Source organism: Kitasatospora sp. NPDC114501 (genome assembly GCF_055633695.1).
Genome location: NZ_JBVKDS010000011.1, coordinates 46,969 through 66,271, shown reverse-complemented (window position 1 = coordinate 66,271; position 19,303 = coordinate 46,969). Strand labels below are relative to the sequence as shown.

At 74.4% G+C, this 19,303-nt stretch carries 10 protein-coding genes and 1 pseudogene; all 11 read left to right on the top strand.

Annotation, left to right across the window (positions count from 1 at the left end):
- Positions 1–55: 55 nt before the first annotated feature.
- Positions 56–1,351 (top strand): annotated as a pseudogene (locus tag ACZ7RU_RS21320) (condensation domain-containing protein); the annotation flags it as partial.
- Entirely contained in the window at positions 1,328–7,126 is a 5,799-nt protein-coding gene (locus ACZ7RU_RS21315; protein WP_470342708.1) for an amino acid adenylation domain-containing protein, read from the top strand. The pseudogene ACZ7RU_RS21320 and the gene ACZ7RU_RS21315, both read left to right, overlap by 24 nt.
- A 111-nt stretch (positions 7,127–7,237) precedes the next feature.
- Entirely contained in the window at positions 7,238–8,284 is a 1,047-nt protein-coding gene (locus ACZ7RU_RS21310; RefSeq protein WP_470342500.1) for an SAM-dependent methyltransferase, read from the top strand.
- Positions 8,284–9,315, top strand: coding sequence for a pyridoxal phosphate-dependent aminotransferase (locus ACZ7RU_RS21305; protein WP_470342499.1), 1,032 nt, complete (start codon positions 8,284–8,286; stop codon positions 9,313–9,315). Before ACZ7RU_RS21310 ends, ACZ7RU_RS21305 begins: the two co-directional genes overlap by 1 nt.
- A gap of 146 nt (positions 9,316–9,461) precedes the next feature.
- A complete protein-coding gene (locus ACZ7RU_RS21300; protein WP_470342498.1) occupies positions 9,462–10,727 on the top strand; it encodes an MFS transporter in 1,266 nt (421 codons plus the stop codon).
- Between the two features lie 57 nt (positions 10,728–10,784).
- The gene (gene hppD / locus ACZ7RU_RS21295) at positions 10,785–11,882 is read left to right on the top strand and encodes a 4-hydroxyphenylpyruvate dioxygenase (RefSeq protein ID WP_470342497.1); all 1,098 of its coding nucleotides are present in this window, start codon (positions 10,785–10,787) and stop codon (positions 11,880–11,882) included.
- A complete protein-coding gene (locus ACZ7RU_RS21290; protein ID WP_470342496.1) occupies positions 11,879–13,039 on the top strand; it encodes an alpha-hydroxy acid oxidase in 1,161 nt (386 codons plus the stop codon). The genes hppD and ACZ7RU_RS21290 overlap by 4 nt, the downstream gene beginning before the upstream one ends.
- A gap of 65 nt (positions 13,040–13,104) precedes the next feature.
- Entirely contained in the window at positions 13,105–14,334 is a 1,230-nt protein-coding gene (locus tag ACZ7RU_RS21285; protein WP_470342707.1) for an aminotransferase-like domain-containing protein, read from the top strand.
- A gap of 98 nt (positions 14,335–14,432) precedes the next feature.
- Complete coding sequence (locus ACZ7RU_RS21280) at positions 14,433–15,113, top strand: class I SAM-dependent methyltransferase (RefSeq protein ID WP_470342495.1); 681 nt, start codon at positions 14,433–14,435, stop codon at positions 15,111–15,113.
- A gap of 179 nt (positions 15,114–15,292) precedes the next feature.
- Complete coding sequence (locus ACZ7RU_RS21275) at positions 15,293–17,905, top strand: lantibiotic dehydratase (protein ID WP_470342494.1); 2,613 nt, start codon at positions 15,293–15,295, stop codon at positions 17,903–17,905.
- A gap of 48 nt (positions 17,906–17,953) precedes the next feature.
- The gene (locus ACZ7RU_RS21270) at positions 17,954–19,303 is read left to right on the top strand and encodes a B12-binding domain-containing radical SAM protein (RefSeq protein ID WP_470342493.1); all 1,350 of its coding nucleotides are present in this window, start codon (positions 17,954–17,956) and stop codon (positions 19,301–19,303) included.

Here is a 19,303-nt window from a genome sequence, read left to right as displayed (position 1 = left end):
GACAGCACCGCCCCACCAGCCCCAGCAGCCGTACACCGCCAGTCGGAGGCAGACCTTGATCCCGTTGTCGTTCGCCCAGCAGCGGCTCTGGTTCATCGAACAGTTCGAGGGCCCGAGCGCCCTCTACAACACTCCGTTCGCCCTCCGGCTGACCGGCGGGCTCGACGCCGCCGCCCTCGAGGACGCGCTCGGGGACGTGGTGGACCGGCACGAGGTGCTGCGCACCGTGTTCCCCACCACCGACGGCCAGCCCCACCAGCACATCCTCGCCGAGGGCCGCCCACCGCTGCACCGGGTGCCGGTGGCCGACGAGGCCGAGCTGCCCGAGCTGATGCGCGAGGCCGCCGGCCAGGTCTTCGACCTCGCCGCCGACCTGCCCGTCCGGGCCTGGCTGTACGCCCTGCCCACGCCGGACGAGCACGTCCTGCTGCTGCTCACCCACCACATCGCCAGCGACGGCTGGTCGGTCGCCCCGCTCTTCCGCGACCTCGCCGAGGCCTACCGGGCGCGGATCGCCGGCACCGGGCCGCAGTGGGAGCCGCTGCCGGTGCAGTACGCCGACTACACCCTCTGGCAGCGCGAGCTGCTCGGCGAGGAGGACGACCCGGAGAGCGTCGTCTCGATTCAACTCGCTTACTGGCAGAAGGAGTTGTCCGGCCTGCCGGAGGAGCTGGCGCTCCCCTACGACCGGCCGCGCCCGGCCCTGCCGAGCCGCCGCGGCGGCGCCGCCGAGTTCGATCTCGACGCCGAACTGCACGCCGCGCTGACCGAGTTGGCCTCCAGTAGACACGCCAGCCTGTTCATGGCGCTCCAGGCCGCGGTCGCCGTCCTCTACACCCGCCTCGGCGCCGGCACCGACCTGCCGCTCGGCACCCCGGTGGCCGGCCGCACCGACGAGGCCCTGGACGACCTGGTCGGCTTCTTCGTCAACACCCTGCTGCTGCGCACCGACACCTCCGGCGACCCGACCTTCCACGAGCTGCTCGACCGGGTCCGCCGCACCGACCTGGACGCCTACGACCACCAGGACATCCCCTTCGAGCGCCTGGTCGAACACCTCAACCCGACCCGCACCCCGGCCCGGCACCCGCTCTTCCAGACCGTCGTCACCCTGAACGCGGAGCGGGCCGGCGACCTCGCCTTCGGCACGGCGGTGGGCACCCCGGTCGAGGTCGGCGAGGCGCAGGCCCAGTTCGACCTCAACTTCAACTTCGTCGAGCGGCTCGCGGCCGACGGCACCTGCCTGGGCGTGCGCGCCGCCGTGGACTACGCGGCCGACCTCTTCGACCACACCACCGCCGTCTCCGTCGCCGAGCGGCTGGTGCGGGTGCTGCGCGCCGCCGTGGCCGCCCCGGACGCGCCGATCGGCGGCATCGAGATCCTCGACCCGGCCGAGCGCGAGCAGCTGCTCACCGGCTGGAACGGGCCGACCGCGCCGGTCGCCGAGCAGAGCCTGCCCCGGCTGTTCGAGGCCCAGGCCGCCGCCACCCCCGACGCCCTCGCCCTGGTCTCCGACACCGAACGGCTCGACTACGCCGAGCTGAACGACCGCGCCAACCGGCTCGCCGCCCTGCTGCTGGAGCGCGGCGTGACCGCCGAACAGCCGGTCGCGGTGCTGATGGAGCGCTCCGCCGGGCTGCTCACCGCCGTCCTCGCGATCGCCAAGGCGGGCGGCACCTACGTCCCGCTGGACGACCGCTACCCGCTGGACCGGCTCCAGCACATCCTCGCCGACACCCGTACCGGCCTGCTGCTGGTCGACCCGGCCCACCAGCGCCACCCGGTACTCGCCACCGAGGGCTTCGCCACCCTGGAGATCACCGACGCGCTGCTCGCCGGGGCCCCCGCGGCGGGCAACCCGGCCGTGCCGGTCCTGCCCGGCCAGCTGGTCTACGTGATGTACACCTCGGGCTCGACCGGGGTGCCCAAGGGCGTCGCCGTCACCCACCGCAACGTGGTGGACCTGCTGGCCAACCCGCAGTTCCGGGCCGGCCACCACGAGCGGGTGCTGCTGCACTCGCCCACCGCCTTCGACGCCTCCACCACCGAGATCTGGGCGCCGCTGGTCACCGGCGGGGCGATCGTGCTCGCCGAGCCCGGCGAGCTGGACATCCGCCGCCTCGCCGAGACCGTCACCACCCACCGGGTGACCCTGGTCCAGGCCCCGTCCGGACTGCTGCGGCTGATGGCCGACGAGAACCCGGCCGCCTTCCGGCACGTGCGGCAGGTGTGGACCGGCGGCGACGTCGTCCCGCCGGAGTCCGTCCGCCGGATCCACCGGGCCTGCCCGGACACCTCCGTGGTCGCGGTGTACGCGCCCACCGAGACCACCGCCATCAAGACCACCTTCACCATGGAGCCGGGCGAGCCCGTCCCCGCCGTGGTGCCGATCGGCCGGCCGCTGGCCAACACCCGGCCGTACGTGCTGGACACCGCGCTGCGCCCGGTGCCGGTCGGCGTGGCCGGCGAGCTGTACATCGCCGGGGCCGGCCTGGCCCGCGGCTACGTCGGCCGCCCCGGCCTGACCTCCGAGCGCTTCACGGCCTGCCCGTTCGGCGAGCCCGGCAGCCGGATGTACCGCACCGGCGACCTGGTCCGGTGGACCGCCGACGGCGTGCTGGAGTTCCTCGGCCGGGCCGACGACCAGGTGAAGATCCGCGGCTTCCGGATCGAACTCGGCGAGGTGGAGGCCGCGTTCACCGCCCTGCCGACCGTCGGCCAGGCCTTCGCCGTGGTCCGCGAGGACCAGCCCGGCGACAAGCGCCTGGTGGTCTACGCCACCGGCGAGGGAGCTCCCGCCGAGCTGCGCGCCGCCGTCGCCGACAGCCTGCCCAGCTACATGCTGCCCGCCGCGGTGGTCGTCCTCGACGCCCTCCCGGTGACCGCCAACGGCAAGGTCGACCGCCGCGCCCTGCCCGCCCCCGACTACACCGGCGCCGCCGAAGGCCGCGCCCCGCGCACCGACACCGAGCGCGCGCTCTGCGAACTCTTCACCGACGTCCTCGGGTTGGAGCGGATCGGGATCGACGACAGCTTCTTCGACCTGGGCGGCCACTCGCTGCTCGCCACCAAGCTGGTCAGCCGCATCCGCACCGCGCTCGGCACCGAACTGCCCGTCCGGACACTGTTCGACGCCCCCAGCGTGGCCGCCCTGGCCGCCGCCCTGCCCACCCCGGGCGCCGCCCGTCCGGCGCTGCGGCCGGTCGAGCGGCCCGAGCGCGTCCCGCTCTCCCCCGCGCAGCAACGCCTCTGGTTCATCGACCAGTTCGAGGGCCCGACCGCGCTCTACAACACCCCGTGCGCGGTCCGGCTGACCGGCCGCATCGACACCACCGCCCTCCAGGCGGCCCTGACCGACGTGCTCGACCGCCACGAGGTGCTGCGCACCGTCTACCCGACCACCGACGGACAGCCCCACCAGCTGCTCCTGGAGAACCCCGGACTGCCGCTGCGCACCGTGCCGGTGGCCACCGAGGAGGAGCTCGCGGCGGCGCTCGCCGAGGCCGGCTCGCAGGTCTTCGACCTCGCCCGCGACCTGCCGGTGCGCGCCACCCTGCTCTCGCTGCCGGGCGACGAGCACGTCCTGCTGGTGCTGATGCACCACATCGCCACCGACGGCTGGTCCGTGGTCCCGCTGCTGCGCGACCTCGCCGAGGCGTACCGGGCCCGGATCGCCGGCACCGCCCCCGACTGGCGGCCGCTGCCGGTGCAGTACGCCGACTACACCCTCTGGCAGCACGAGCTGCTCGGCACCGACGAGCGGCCCAGCGCCCTGCTGACCGACCAGCTCGCCTACTGGCAGCAGGCCCTGGCCGACCTCCCGGAGGAGCTGACGCTCCCCTTCGACCGCCGCCGCCCGGCTGCCCCGAGCCGCCGCGGCGCCGCCGTCGAGCTCCGGATGGACGCCGGACTGCACGCCTCCCTGGTCGAGTTGGCGCAGCGGAGCCGGGCCAGCGTGTTCATGGTGATGCAGGCCGCGCTGGCCACCACGCTGGGCCGGATCGGCGCGGGCACCGACCTGCCGATCGGCACCGTGGTGGCCGGCCGCACCGACGAGGCGCTGGAGGACCTGGTCGGCTTCTTCGTCAACACCCTGGTGCTGCGCACCGACACCTCCGGCGACCCGACCTTCCGGGAGCTGGTGGAGCGGGTCCGGGTCAACACCCTGGACGCCTTCGAGCACCAGGACGTGCCCTTCGAGCGGCTGGTCGAGCTGCTCAACCCGGTGCGCTCCACCGCCCGCCACCCGCTCTGCCAGGTGATGCTGACCTCCGGCGGCGACGCCGAGGGGATCAGCCTCGGCGGCCTGCCCGGCCGGGTCGAGCAACTGGACTCGGACCTCGCCAAGTTCGACCTGACCTTCGCCTTCAGCGAGAGCTTCGACGCGGCCGGCGCGCCCGCCGGGCTGGGCCTGACCGTGGAGTACGCCGTCGACCTGTTCGACCGGGCCACCGCCGAGGCCACCGCCGCCCGCTTCGAGCGCGCCCTGCGCGCGGTGCTGGCCGACCCGGACCAGCGGGTGGGCCGGGTCGAGGTGCTGGCTCCGCAGGAGCGCGAGCAGCTGCTCACCGGCTGGAACGACACCCTGGAGGACCTCCCGCTCGGCACCTTCCCGGCACTGTTCGAGGCGCAGGCCGCCGCCCGCCCGGACGCCGTGGCGCTCTCCTTCGGCACCGAGCAGGTCACCTACGGCGAGCTGAACGAGCGCGCCAACCGCTTCGCCCGGCTGCTGATCGAGCACGGCGCTGCCCCCGAGCGGTTCGTCGCGATCGCCCTGGAGCGCTCGATCGAGCTGATCGTCGCCCAGCTCGCCGTGCTCAAGGCCGGCGCGGTCTTCCAGCCGCTGGACCCGCGCTACCCGGCCGACCGGATCGCCTACATGCTGGACGACGCCCGGCCCGCGCTGGTCCTCACCAGCAAGGCGCTGGTCGACGACCTGCTCGCGGACAGCACCGTCCCGCGGCTGCTGATCGAGGACCTGGACGCCTCCGGCCACCCTGCGCACGACCTCACCGGCGTCGCGATCACCCCGCACTCGGCCGCGTACGTCATCTACACCTCGGGCTCCACCGGCCGCCCCAAGGGCGTGGTGGTCACCCACACCGGCCTCGCCGCCATGGTGGAGAGCCAGCGCCGGGGCCTGGCGGTCACCCCGGACAGCCGGGTGCTGCTGTTCGCCTCACCGTCCTTCGACGCGGCCGTCTGGGAGCTGGGCATGGCGCTGCTCACCGGCGCCCGGGCCGTCCTCGGCGACGCCGACGACCTGCTGCCCGGCCCCTCGCTGACCGCGCTGATCGCCGAGCAGGGCGTCACCCACCTGACCCTGCCGCCGACCGCGCTGGCCGTCCTGGCCCCGGACGCGCTGCCGGAGGGCGGCACCCTGGTGGTCGCCGGCGAGGCCTGCCCGCCCGACCTGGTCGAGCACTGGTCGGCCCGGCTGCGGATGGTCAACGCCTACGGCCCGACCGAGTCCACCGTCTGCGCCAGCATGAGCAGCCCGCTCAGCGGCCGGATCGCCCCGCCGATGGGCCGGCCCGTGCTGGACACCCGGCTCTACGTCCTGGACGCCGCGCTCCAGCCGGTCCCGGCCGGGGTCGAGGGCGAGCTGTACATCGCGGGCGCCGGCCTGGCCCGCGGCTACCTCAACCGGCCCGGCCAGAGCGCCGAGCGCTTCGTCGCCGACCCGTACGGCGTGCCCGGCAGCCGGATGTACCGCTCCGGCGACCTGGTCCGCCGCCAGGCCGACGGCACCCTGGAGTACCTGGGCCGCTCCGACCACCAGGTCAAGATCCGCGGCTTCCGGATCGAGCCCGGCGAGATCGAGGCCGTGCTCGCCCGGCACCCCTCCCTGGCCCAGGCGTTCGTGCTGGTCCGGGAGGACCGCCCGGGCGACCGCCGGCTGGTCGGCTACGCCGTCGCCCACCCCGGGCAGGCGGTCGACCAGGCCGCGCTGCGGGCCCACGTCGGCGCGTCCCTGCCGGACTACATGGTGCCCTCGGCGATCGTCGCCCTGAACGCCCTGCCGCTGACCGCCAACGGCAAGGTCGACCGCAAGGCGCTGCCGGCCCCCGACACCACCTGGCTCGGCTCCGGGCGGGCGCCCTCGACGCCCCAGGAGGAGCTGCTCTGCGGCCTGTTCGCCGACCTGCTCGGGCTGGAGAAGGTCGGCGTGGACGACAACTTCTTCGAGCTCGGCGGGCACTCCCTGCTGGCCAGCCGACTGGTCGCGGGCCTGCGCGAACTGGTCGGCGAGGACGACGCGGTCGGCGTCCGCACGCTGTTCGAGGCGCCGACCGTCGCCCGGCTGGCCGAGCGGCTCGCCCAGGGCCCGGCCGCGGAGACCTTCCCCGTCCTGCTGCCGATCCGCACCCGCGGCTCACGCCCGCCGCTGTTCTGCGTCCACCCGGCCGCCGGCATCAGCTGGGTCTACACCGGCCTGCTCCGGCACACCGACGCCGAGCAGCCGATCTACGGCCTCCAGGCCCCCGGCCTGGCCGACCCGGCCGCGCACCCGGCCTCGGTCGAGGAGCTGGCCCGGACCTACCTCGCGCAGATCCGCGCCGTCCGCCCCGAGGGGCCGTACGCCCTGCTCGGCTGGTCCTTCGGCGGGGCCGTCGCCCACGCGATCGCCGCGCTGCTGCGCGGGCAGGGCGAGGAGGTCCGGCTGCTGGCCCTGCTGGACGCCTACCCGGGCACCGGCGAGCCGGGGCCCGAGCAGTGGCGGGACGACCCGGCGCAGCTCGCGGTGATCCTCGACTCGCTCGGCCACCCGGCCGGGGAGGTCACCGCCTGGCCCGCCGACGAGGACGGCTACGCCGCGCTCGTCCAGGGCGACGAGGGGCCGCTCGCCGGCCTCAGCGGCGCCGGGGTGGCCCGGGTGGTCTCGGTCTTCCAGGCCAACGCCGAGCTGTCCCACACGCTCCCGCTGCCCGGCTACGACGGCGACGCGGTGTTCTTCACCGCCGCCAAGGACCGGCCGGCCGACGCCCCCGACCCGGAGAGCTGGCTCCCGTACCTGGGCGGCCGGCTCGACGTCCACGAGGTGCCGAGCACCCACGGCGCGATGACGAGCTCCGAGGCGCTCGCCGTCATCGGCCCGGTGCTCGCCGCCCACCTGACTCCCTGACCCGCCCGCACCACCGACCCACCGACTCAGCACCCCTACCGACCGCAGGCGACCGACCTGCGCACACCACGCGGACCGCACCCGGTCCGCTTACGGAGAAACGGACACACCATGACGACTGCGGCCATCCCCGACACCTGGCGTGGCATCACCCCGTCGCCGCTCACCTCGACCGACGCCTACAACGGCTTCATCGCCGCCAACGTGATCTTCGCCCTGGACCGGATCGGCCTGCTGGAGCGGATCGGGCGCGGCGAGCCGCTCTCGGCCGCCGAGGCCACCGCCCAGGCCGGCGACACCGCCCGGACCGAGGCCGTGCTGCGCGCCGCCTCCGACTACGGCTACCTCAAGGCCGACGGCGACGCCTACCTGCCCACCGAGGCGGGCCTGGAGATCGCCGCCGCGCGCGGCTACTTCACCTGGGCCGTCGGCGGCTACCACGACGTGTTCGGCCGCGCCGGCCACCTGAGCGCCGGCACCCACCAGTACGACAAGGACGTCTTCCGCGACGAGGCGATGGTCGCCCTCGGCTCCGCCCAGTGCGACCAGTCGCTGTTCGCCGCCCAGCTGACCGACGTGCTCAACGGCATCGACTTCCGCACCATCGCCGACCTGGGCTCCGGCACCTCCGCCCGGGTGCGCCGGGTGGTCTCGCAGCGCGAGGGCACCCGCGGCCTGGGCATCGACATCAGCCGCCCGGCCACCGACATCGCCCGCCGCGACATCGTCGAGGCCGGCATGCAGGACCGGGTCACCGCCGTCCGCGCGGACGTGCTGGGCCTGCTCGGCACCCAGATCGACAACGACGCCGAGGCCGCCGAGGTGGCCGAGGTCGACACCGTGATGAGCTTCTTCCTGCTGCACGACCTGCTGGCCGACCCGGCCACCCGCTCCTCGATCTTCACCCGGATGCGGGAGGCCTTCCCGAAGGCCCGCACCTTCGTCCTCGGCGACACCATGCTGCGCGACCCGGGCACCTCCGACGGCGCCCAGCCGGTCTTCTCGGTGGGCTTCGAGCTGGCGCACGCGATGATGGGCGTCCCGCTGCACACCAAGGCCACCTACGAGGAGCTCTTCACCGACGCCGGCCTGCGGATCGACCGCGTCGAGGCGCTGGCCACCCCGCACTCCTGGCTCTACGTCCTCCAGGCCGACTGATGGCCGCCCCGTCGAGCGCCAGATACCTGCTGGCGCAGAACGAGCACCCGTACCCGCCGCTGCCGTCGGTGCTGGCCGCGCTGGCCGAGGCCGGTGCCGACCTGCACCGCTACCCGGACTTCCGTCCGGAGCGGATTGCCGGGATCGTCGCCGACTGGCAGGGCGTCCCGGCGGGCCAGGTCGTGGTCGGCCACGGCTCGGCGGGCGTGGCGCTGGACCTCTTCCACACGGTGGTCGAGCCCGGCGACAACGTGGTGCACTCGGCGCCCTGCTTCGACGCGTACCCGCTGTTCTGCGAGATCGCCCGGGCCGAGGCCCGGCCGGTCCCGCTCGGCCCCGACGCCCGGCACGACCTGGCGGCGATGGCCGGGCGGATGGACGAGCGCACCCGGATCGTCGTGCTGTGCAACCCGCACAACCCGACCGGCACGGTCTACTCCTGGGCCGAACTGACGGAGTTCTTCCGCCGGGTGCCCTCCACCGCGCTGATCCTGCTCGACGAGGCGTACGTCGACTTCGCCCGGGACTGGCAGGCCCCGGACGTACCGGCCCGGATCGCCGAGTGGCCGAACCTGGTGGTGCTGCGCACCCTCTCCAAGTCGCACGGCATCGCCGCGCTGCGGATCGGCTACGCGCTGGCGGAGGAGTCCCTGGCGCAGCGGGTGCGGGACCACCAGGTGCCGTACGCGGTGAACCGGCTCCAGGAGGCGGGCCTGCTCGCCGCCATCGCCGCCGAGGACGAGATGACGCGGCGGATCGAGGAGATCGCCGCGGAGCGGGCCCGCACCGAGGCCGAACTGCTGCGGCTCGGCTGGACGGTGGCGCCCAGCGTCACCAACTTCCTGTGGGTCGACGCCCCCGGCGACCAGCTCCCGCTGCGCGCGGAGCTGGAGCGCCTGGGCGTGGCCGTCCGCTACTACCCCGGCCAGGGCATCCGGGTCGCCATCGGCGAGAAGGACGCCAACGACGCGGTGATCGAGGGTTTCGCCGCCGTCGCTCCGCTGGCCCCGGCCCACCCCGTCGCCCGCTGACCGCCCGGCGCCCTGAGCACCCCGCGTGCGTCAGGGCGCACCCCGGGCACCCGGGGCGCCCGCGGGCGCCCCGGCCCCTGCACCACCGCACGAACCGCATGCACCCGCACACCCCGAAGCGCCGTCGGCGCAGCGAAGGAACCGCCATGCACCCCCTGTTGGCCCGCCCGGAGTTCCGGCGCTACCTCGCCGGGCAGACCCTGTCCGTCCTCGGTGACAGCGCCCTCTCCATCGCCCTCGGCATCTGGGCCAAGGTGCTGACCGGCAGCAACTCCGCCGCCGGTCTGGTGCTGTTCTGCTTCTCCGCGCCACTGCTGCTGCTGCCGCTGGGCGGCCTGCTCGCCGACCGGGTCCGCCGCAAGCCGCTGCTGGTCGGGGTCAACCTGGCGGTCGCGGTGTCGCTGCTGCCGCTGCTGCTGGTCGACGGCCGGGACACCGTCTGGATCATCTACTGCACCGCCACGGTCTGCGGTCTGGCCGGAGCCGTCCTGGCCCCGGCGCAGAGCGCGCTGCTGCGCAGCATCCTGACCGAGCGTCAGGACTTCGGCGCGGCGGCCGGGTTGACCCAGAGCGCCCGGGCCGGCACCACCCTGGTGGCGCCGCTGCTCGGCTCGGGCCTCTACGGCTGGTTCGGCGGGCACGTGGTGGCCGTGGCCGACCTCGCCGTGCTGCTGTTGGCGGCGCTGAGCTTCCTCACCCTGCGGGTGGCGGAGGTCAAGCCGGAGCCCTCGGGCCTGCGGTGGCGCACCGAGGTGCTGGCGGGCTTCGTCCACCTGCGCTCCTCGGTCGGCCTGCGGCCGCTGGTGGTGGCCACCGCCGCCTCCGGCTTCGTCCTGAGCCTGCTCCAGCCGGTGCTGTTCGCGCTGACCCAGCACGGGCTGCACCGCTCGCCGCAGTTCCTCGGCGTGCTGGAGACCACCGAGGCCGTCGGCGCGCTGGCCGGCTCGGTGGTCGGCGGCCTGCTGATCGGGCGGCTCGGGCCGCGCCGGACGGTCATGGCCGGGTCGGCGGTGTTCGGCCTCGGGACCGTCCTGCTGCTCGCGCCGTCGCTGTACGTGGTGTCGGCCGGCCTGGTGATCGCGGGCGCGGGCATCCCGGCTGCCCTGGTCGGGCTCGCCACCGCCGCCCAGGCGTCCACCCCGCCGCAGCTGATGGGGCGCGCCCAGGCGGCCGTCAACCTCTCGCTCACCGCCCCGCAGGCGCTGGCCGTCGGCGTCGGCTCCGGCCTGGTGGCCGCCCTGGACTTCCGGGTGGTGCTGGGCGTGATGGTGGTCGGCGCGCTGCTCGCGGCCGCCCACCTGATCGGCAAGCCGGAGGCCCCGACGGAGCCCCCGGAGACCGCGCCGCAGGCCGCGGGCGAGGGCGACGGCCCGGCCGAGCCGCAGGACGCCAAGGACCTCCAGCCCACCTGACCGCCGCCTGATCACCCCTCAGCACCTCCCGTTCCTCCTCACGAGAGAGCTCCTCAGATGACCGACCGTTCCTCTCCCACCGTCACCCCGATCCCCGTCGAGCTGGACCACGTCGAGTTCTACGTGGCCGACCTGGGCACCGAGACCACCCGGCTGACCGAGGAGTACGGCTTCGAGCTGCTCGTCCCGCCGACCGAGCGCGGCGAGGCCGCCGAGCGCTGCCTTTCCGCCCTGTTCGGCCAGGCCTCGATCCGGCTGCTGGTCACCCAGCCGCTGGCCGCCGGCCACCCGGCCACCGGCTACCTGGAGCGGCACGGCGACGGCGTGGCCGCCCTCGGCCTGCGGGTGCCGGACGCCGCCGACGCGTTCCGGACCCTCACCGACCGCGGCGCCGCCGCGCTGCGCCCGCCGCTGGCCGCCGACGGCTGCGTCACCGCCGTGGTCGACGCCTTCGGCGACGTGGTGCACACCCTGATCGAGCGCGGCCCCGAGGCCCCGGCCGGCCGCATCCCCGGCCTGCCGGACCCGCTCCCGCTGACCGGCGAGGGCGAGGTCGGCCTGCGCTCCGTCGACCACTTCGCGGTCCTGGTCCCGTTCGGCGAGCTGCGCACGACCGAGCACCGCTACCGCGAGGTCTTCGGCTTCCGGACGATCTTCGAGGAGCGGGTCGAGTTCGGCACGCTCGGCATGGACTCGGCCGTCGTGCAGAGCGCCGACCACAGCGTCACCCTCACCCTGATCGAGCCGCTCGCCGCGGACGCGGGCGGCCAGATCGCCTCCTTCCTGGCCGGCCACGGCGGCGCCGGGGTGCAGCACGTCGCCTTCGCCTCCGAGGACGCGGTGCACTCCGTCTCCACCATGGCCGAGCGCGGCGTGCCGTTCCTGCGCACCCCGCAGACCTACTACGACGCGCTGCCCGGCCGGCTGACCCCGCTGCGCCACTCCACCGACCAGCTGCGCGAGCTGAACCTGCTGGTCGACCAGGACCACGACGGCCAGCTGTTCCAGATCTTCACCCGCTCCCAGCACCCGCGGAACACCTTCTTCTTCGAGGTGATCGAGCGCATCCGGGCCCGCAACTTCGGCAGCAACAACATCCGCGCCCTCTACGAGGCCGTGGAGCTCCAGCGCAACGCCAGCGAAGTGGCCGGATGAGCGCGTCCGTCCGAAGCGTTCCACCGGCCGACCCGGCCGACCCGGCCGACGGGCGCCCGGCGCTGTCCGTCGCGGAGTACGCCGACCGGGCCCGGGCCGTGCTCGCGCCCGAGGTCTGGGAGTGGCTGGAGGGCGGCGCCGAGCGCGAGCTGACCCTCGCCGCCAACCGGACCGCCTTCGACCGGGTGGGCCTGGTGCCCCGGGTGCTGACCGACGTCAGCACCCGGGACACCGCCGCCACCCTGGTGCGCAGCCGGGCGGCCCTGCCGGTGGCGGCGGCACCCGTCGCCTACCACCGGCTGTTCCACCCCGAGGGCGAGCTGGCCTCGGCCCGCGCCTGCGCCGCCGCGGGCGTGCCGTTCACCGTCGGCACGCTCAGCAGCGTCGGCTTCGAGGAGCTGGCCGGGACCGGTGCCACGCTCTGGTTCCAGCTGTACTGGCTGCGCGACCGCGGCCGGCTGCTCGACCTGGTCAAGGCGGCCGAGCACGCCGGCAGCGAGGCCCTGGTGGTCACCGCCGACGTGCCGTACATGGGCCGCCGGCTGCGCGACGCCAGGAACGCCTTCGCGCTGCCCGGGGACGTCCGCGCGGCGCTGCTGGAGGGCGGCGCCGGCGGGCGGGCGCACGAGTCCACCGCCGCCGTCTCGGCGGTCGCCGCGCACACCGCCGAACTGCTCTCCCCCGGCGTCACCTGGGCCGACCTCGAGTGGCTGCGCGGGCAGACCGCGCTGCCGCTGGTGGTCAAGGGCGTGCTCGACCCGGGCGACGCGCGGCGGGCCGCCGGGATCGGCGCCGCGGCCGTGGTGGTCTCCAACCACGGCGGCCGCCAGCTCGACCGGGCCGTGCCCTCCCTGACGGTCCTGCCGGCCGTCGCCGAGGCGCTGGCCGGCGAGGACTGCCAGGTGCTGATGGACAGCGGGGTGCGCGGCGGCTCGGACGTGCTCACCGCCCTGGCCCTCGGCGCCTCCGGGGTGCTGCTCGGGCGCCCGCTGATCTGGGGCCTGGCGGCCGGCGGCGAGGCGGGCTGCACCGAGGTCCTCGACCTGCTGGCCGCCGAGCTGCGGCACGCGCTCGGCCTCGCGGGCTGCGCCGACCTCAGGGCCGCCGCCGAGCTGCGCACCACCACCCTGCCCTGCCCCACCTGGAGCACCCCGTGACCACCATCGCCGCACCGCACGACCTGCTGCTGGCGGGCCTGCACCCGTCCCTCGCCGACCCGGCGATGACCTCGATGAACCTGCTCAACGAGATCTCCATCCGCTACCCGGAGGCGGTCTCCTTCGCGGCCGGCCGCCCGGCCGAGCAGTTCTTCGAGCTGGACGCCGTCCACCGCCACCTGGACCGCTACCTCGACCACCTGCGCACCGAGCGCGGGCTGACCGAGGAGGCGGCCCGCCGCCAGGTGCTCCAGTACGGGCGGACCAAGGGGATCATCCACGACCTGATCGCCACCCACCTCGCGACCGACGAGGGCATCGAGGTGCCCGCCGAGTCGCTCGTGGTGACGGTGGGCTGCCAGGAGGCGATGTTCCTGGTGCTGCGGGCGCTGCGCCGCGGCCCCGAGGACGTGGTGCTGGCCGTCTCCCCCACCTACGTGGGGCTGACCGGCGCGGCGCTGCTGGCCGACCTGCCGGTGCGGGCGGTCGCCGACGGCCCGGACGGCGTGGACCTCGCCGACCTGCGCCGGCAGCTGGCCGCCGCCCGGGCCGAGGGGCTGCGCCCGCGGGCGCTCTACCTGGTGCCGGACGTGGCCAACCCGAGCGGGGCCAGCCTGCCGCTGGAGCTGCGCCGGGAGCTGTTGGCGCTGGCGGGCGAGGAGGACTTCCTGCTGCTGGAGGACAACCCGTACTGCGTGTTCGCCGGCGAGGAGCGGCTGCCCTCGCTCAAGGCACTGGACACCGACCGGCGGGTGGTCCACCTCGGCTCCTTCGCCAAGACGGCCCTGCCCGGCGCCCGGGTGGGGTACGTGGTGGCGGACCAGCTGGTGGACGACGGGCAGGGCGGCACCGCCCTGTTCGCCGACCTGCTCGGCATGATCAAGAGCATGACCACGGTGAACACCTCGCCGATCGCCCAGGCCGTGATCGGCGGCGCGCTGCTGGAGCACGGCCACAGCCTGCGGGCCGCCAACGCCGAGGTCGCCGCGCTCTACCGGCGCAACCTCTCGCTGGTGCTGGAGGGCCTGGCCCGGCGCTTCCCGCCCGGCGGCGGGGTGACCTGGAACGAGCCGCGCGGCGGGTTCTTCCTGGTGCTCACGGTGCCGTGCGTGGTGGACGACGCGCTGCTCGAACGCTCGGCATCGGAGTACGGGGTGATCTGGACGCCGATGTCGCACTTCTACCCGGGCGCGGGCGGGGAGCACCAACTGCGGCTCTCCGTCAGCCAGGTGGACCCGGCCACCGTCGACCGGGGGCTGGACGGACTGGCCGCGCTGCTCGCCGCGCAGTCCTGACCCGCCCGGAGGGGGCGCCCGGGTGGGGCGCCCCCTCCGGCCCTTCCGGGCCCCGGGCCTCCGGGCCTTTCCGGGCCCCACGAGGGTAGGTTCCAGGCATGCTTGACTACCTCTCACGCACCATCGCCGCCTACGAGCACGGCGTCGACAAGTACGAGTCCGCCACCAGGGGCATGGTTCCGGACGAGGAACTCGACCGCTTCACCGGAATGCTCCCCGATCCGGCCGGACCGGTCCTGGACGCCGGGTGCGCCTTCGGCCGCGACACGGCCCTGCTGGCGGCCAGGGGCGTGGCGGTGACCGGGGTCGACCTGAGCGAGCCCCTCCTCGCCCGGGCCCGGGAGCTCCACCCCGGGCTGGACTTCCGGCGCATGGACGTGTGCGCGCTGGACCTCCCCGACGACTCCTTCGCGGGCGTCTGGTCCCAGGCGACGCTGCTGCACCTCAAGGACGAGCAGGTGGCGGCCGCGCTGTCCGAGTTCCGCCGGGTGCTGCGGGCCGGCGGGGCGCTCTTCGTCAGCTTCAAGGAGGGGGAGGGCGAGGAGGAGTTCGTCGAGTCCTTCAGCGCCGACGCCGCCCGCTTCTTCCGCTACCAGACCGCGGACCGGGTCCGCGGCCTGCTGGAGACGGCCGGCTTCCCCGGGCCCGACGTGCGAGTCGTCAACGAGCGGCAGCGCTACGGCGCCGGGCACCGCGACCTGGACTGGCTGACCGCGTACGCCCGCACCGCCTCCCGACCCTCCGGCAGCGGGCTGGTCCGACGTCAACTTCAGGCCTGATCAGGACGATTGAGGCCGTTCCAACGTCAGGCTCCTGCCACACCACCTCGGATTTCGGTTGGCCGCCGGTCAATCTTGGCCGGAAATCGGCGCGGTGACCCCATCGTTATTGAAAGCCCCCTCGACACGTTGTTATGGTCACGAACTGTCGTGATCAAGTCACACAGCAGGGGGCGATCTTGAACGAGTCGACATGGCGCCCGGACGACACGCGGCCTCCCGAGGAAGCCGCCCCGGGAGCCGGCCGCACCCCGGGAGCCGACCCGGACGGCGGCACCGGCTGGTCGCTCGCCCCGGTCGCGATGCTCCGCCACGCGGGCTACCCGCTCTCCCTGCTGGACCGCGTCGTCGCCCCCTCGACCACCCGGGCCGCCGACACCGTGCTCACCCTGCGGGACGAAGCCGCCGAGCTGGGGCGGCAGTTGAAGGCCGCCCTGCGCGCGGAGCGGGCCGGCACCCGGGGCGACCTCGCCTCCGGCGTCGGCATGCTCCGCCCCTTCCCGCCCGCCGACCTCGCCCGGCTCGAAGCCGAACTCGGCCCGGCCGCCCTGGACTGCGCCAAGCGCTACCAGGACGCGGTGCTGGCCCTGGACGCCCACTGGGCGGCGTTCGAGCAGGAGCACGCCGCCGACCTCGCCCACGCCCGCCGCACCGTGGTGGAGCTGTTCCGCGAGCCCTCCCTCCAGCAGGTCCTGCTGCTGTCCAACGACGCCCGCTTCGAGGAGTTCACCGCCTGGATCGCCTCCGGCGGCGCCGGGTCGGACGGGCACGTCCGGCGGATGACCGACCTGCTCGCCATGTACCTCCAGCGGGTCACCACCAAGAACGAGACCCACTCGCACTTCGGCCCGCTCGCGGTCGCCCGAACGGCGCCGGAGGGCACCTCCGTCGCCGGCGTCACCTGGTCCACCGGCCCGCTGCGCCGGATCGCCCTGCTCAGCCACTGGGCGGGCGAGGCGCTGGCCGGGGTGTTCAGCGCCCGGCCGGAGACCTTCGGGACGGTGCGCCCCCGCCGGCGGCCGCTCGCCTTCGCCGAGGGCCCCGTGGTCCGGCTGTACGCCTTCGAGACCACCACCGGCATGCCGGACGGCTGGCGCTTCGTCGCGGTGAGGTCCGACACATTCGACGCCGACCGCTCCTGGCTCTGGGAGCACTGCGACGGGGAGCGCACGGTGGCGCAGCTGCGCGCCGCCTGGGCCGGGCGCCCGGACCGCCCCACCGACCGGAGCTTCGACCGGGTCCTGGCCGAACTCGTCGACCAGGACTGGCTGATCGGGCGCTGGGAGATCCCGATCGGGTCCACCGACGTGCTGCGCTCGCTGGCCGGCCACCTCGCCGACGACTCCCCCGACCTCGCCGTGGTGCGCCGCTTCGAGGACGGGCTGCGCCGCTTCGCCGAGGGCCCGACGGCCGAGCGCGCGGCCCTGCTCGGCGAGCTCAAGGCGACCTTCGAGGAGGTCACCGGCGCCGCGGCCAACCGCTCCGAGGGCCGCCACTACGCCGACCGCGCCATCCTCTACGAGGAGGCGTACAGCCCGGTCCGGGACGTCCTCCTCGGCCCGGACGTCGCCGAACTGATCGGCCGCGAGCTGTCCGCGGTCTACGACCTGACGCTGCTCGTCCCCCGGCTGCGCGTCCGCCGCGAACTGGCGATCCTGCACCGCTGGATGTCGCGGCGCTTCGGCCTCGGCACGCCCGTACCGCTGCCGGACTTCTACGCCGCCTTCTTCGCCGACAAGCCGGGGCTCGCCGCGGAGTGCGAGGAGGTGGACCGGGAGATCGCGGCACTCGACCGGGAGGTCGTCGACCTGCTGCTGGACGGCGTCGAGGACGGCCGGCACGAGAGCGTCGTCGACCGGGCCCGGCTGGAGGAGCTGCTCGCCCGCCACCCGGACACCCCGCCCGCGCTGTGCAACCCGGACGTCATGCTCGCCGCGCCGGACGCCGCCGCGATCGCCCGCGGCGACTTCCTGGCCGTCGTCGGCGACTGCCACGCGGTGCGCGAGGCGCTCACCCACTCCAGCTTCGCCCCGATGCTCCAGGCCGAGGCGCCGGAACTGCTGGACGAGATCCACACCCGCTACCAGGGACTGCTCGACGAGGACGAGGTGCTGGTCGACCTCTCCCGCTCGCACCCCGACAAGACCGGCGCCCAACTCACCTACCCCTGCCCGGACCTGGAGGTGTACGGGCTCTCCCCGAAGGCCCGCGGCGACGTCCTCCAGCCCGGCGGCCTGTACCTGGTGGCCACCCCCGACCGGGTGGAACTGCGCGCCCACGGCGTCGAGGGCCGGCTGAAGCTGCTCGCCCCGCTGGCCGGCGGCCCCAGCATCCGCCAGGACCCGCTCTCCCCGTTCGCCTTCCCCCGGCACTTCGGCGGCGTCGGCATCCGCGACCGGGACCGCGACCACGTGCCCCGCATCCGCTGCGGCCGGATCGTGCTGCACCGGGAGCGCTGGCGCATCCCCGCCGAGGCCCTGCGCGGCTGGAGCCCCGGCGTCCACCGGTCCAAGGGCGACGCCCCCGAGTTCGCCGCCGCCCGCCGGCTGCGCCGCGAACTCGGCCTGCCGCGCCGCGGCTTCCTGAAGATCCCCGGCGAGCCGAAACCGGTCTACGTCGACTGGGACTCGCCCCTCATCGTCCGGCAGGTCTTCCGGCTCGCCCGGAGGACGGCCGTTCCCCTGGAGTTCAGCGAAATGCTCCCCGCCCCGGAGCACCTCTGGCTCGACATCGACGGAGAACGTCACACCAGCGAGCTGCGCTGTGCGGTCTTCTCGCGCCGTTCCCACTGAGTGCTCCACGTCGAGGACCCCACGCCCTCACCGACCGAAGGCACGGCCATGACCAAGAGCTGCATCGTCCAGTTGCCCTTCCCCTCCAGCCACGACCCCGACCCGAACCTGTCGCGCTACTACGACGACTACGACCGGCGCTTCCGGGCCCTGCTGCCCGAGTACTTCATCCCGACCGACGGCCTGTGGGAGATGCCGCTGTGGGTCGCCCACCTGACCGCCCTGCTGAACACCGCGGGCCTGGACTCCGTCTTCCGCGACCTGTCCCGGACCCCGGCCGAGCCGGAGGACTGCGCCGAGCCGCTGCTGGACGCGACGGCCCCCGGTGACCTGGTCCTGATGTCCCCGCTCGCCCAGAACCTCCGCCTCGCGCTGGAGGTGGCCAAGCGGCTGGAGCACGCCGGGCGGCGCGTCGTCCTCGGCGGGAACATGGCCCCGCTCGCCCCGGACGGCGCCGTGCACGCCGTGCACCGCGGCCAGCTCGACGCGACCTTCGTGCGGCGGCTGGTCGAACTCGCCTCCGGGTCCGGCGGCAGCCTGGAGAAGCCCCTGCTGCCCGGCCTGGTGTCCGACCGGATCACCTGGGCACCGGACTACCGCCACCTCGGCGGCTACCAGGGCCGGGTGCCGCTGCTGCGGCTCAACGCCAGCCACGGCTGCCTGTACCAGTGCTCGTTCTGCGGCGACGCCTGGAGCAAGCAGCTCACCCTGGTCGCCAAGGACGCGCTCGCCCAGGAGGTGGACGAGCTGACCAGCCGGTTCCCGGACACCCGGCTCTTCTACATCGGCGACAAGACCTTCGGCCAGTCCCGCGAGGCCGTCGCCAACCTGCTGGACGTCTTCCGGGACCGCCCCGGCTACCGCTTCATCGTGCAGACCCACGTGATGCAGGTGAAGGAGTGGATCGTCGAGGCCATGCAAGAACTCGGCGTCGTCGCCGTGGAGCTGGGCTTCGAGTCCGCCGACTCGCAGATGCTGAAGCGGCTCAACAAGCTCTCCCGCGGCCTGGACGACTACACTTCGAAGATCCGTCAACTCAGCGACGCCGGGCTGAAGATCGTCCTCAACATGATGGGCGGCCTCGACGAGGAGACGGAGGCCGCGCACGGCCAGACCGTCAGCTGGATGCGGGAGAACGAATCGGCGCTGTGGCTCTTCAACCTCTACAACTTCGTCCCGTACCCGCTCACCCCGGACTTCCCCCGGCTGCGCGAGCGCATCTTCAACTGGGACTTCGCCGACTGGCGGGAGGACGCCCCGGTCGTCTACCGGCCCCGGCACCTGTCCCCGGAGGACAGCTGGGAGCTGTTCCAGGAGAAGATCGCCGCCGCGCACGCCATCATCCGCGACCCGCTGCCCGTCGCCGCACCCGTCGCACCCGCCGTGCAGGAGAACTGA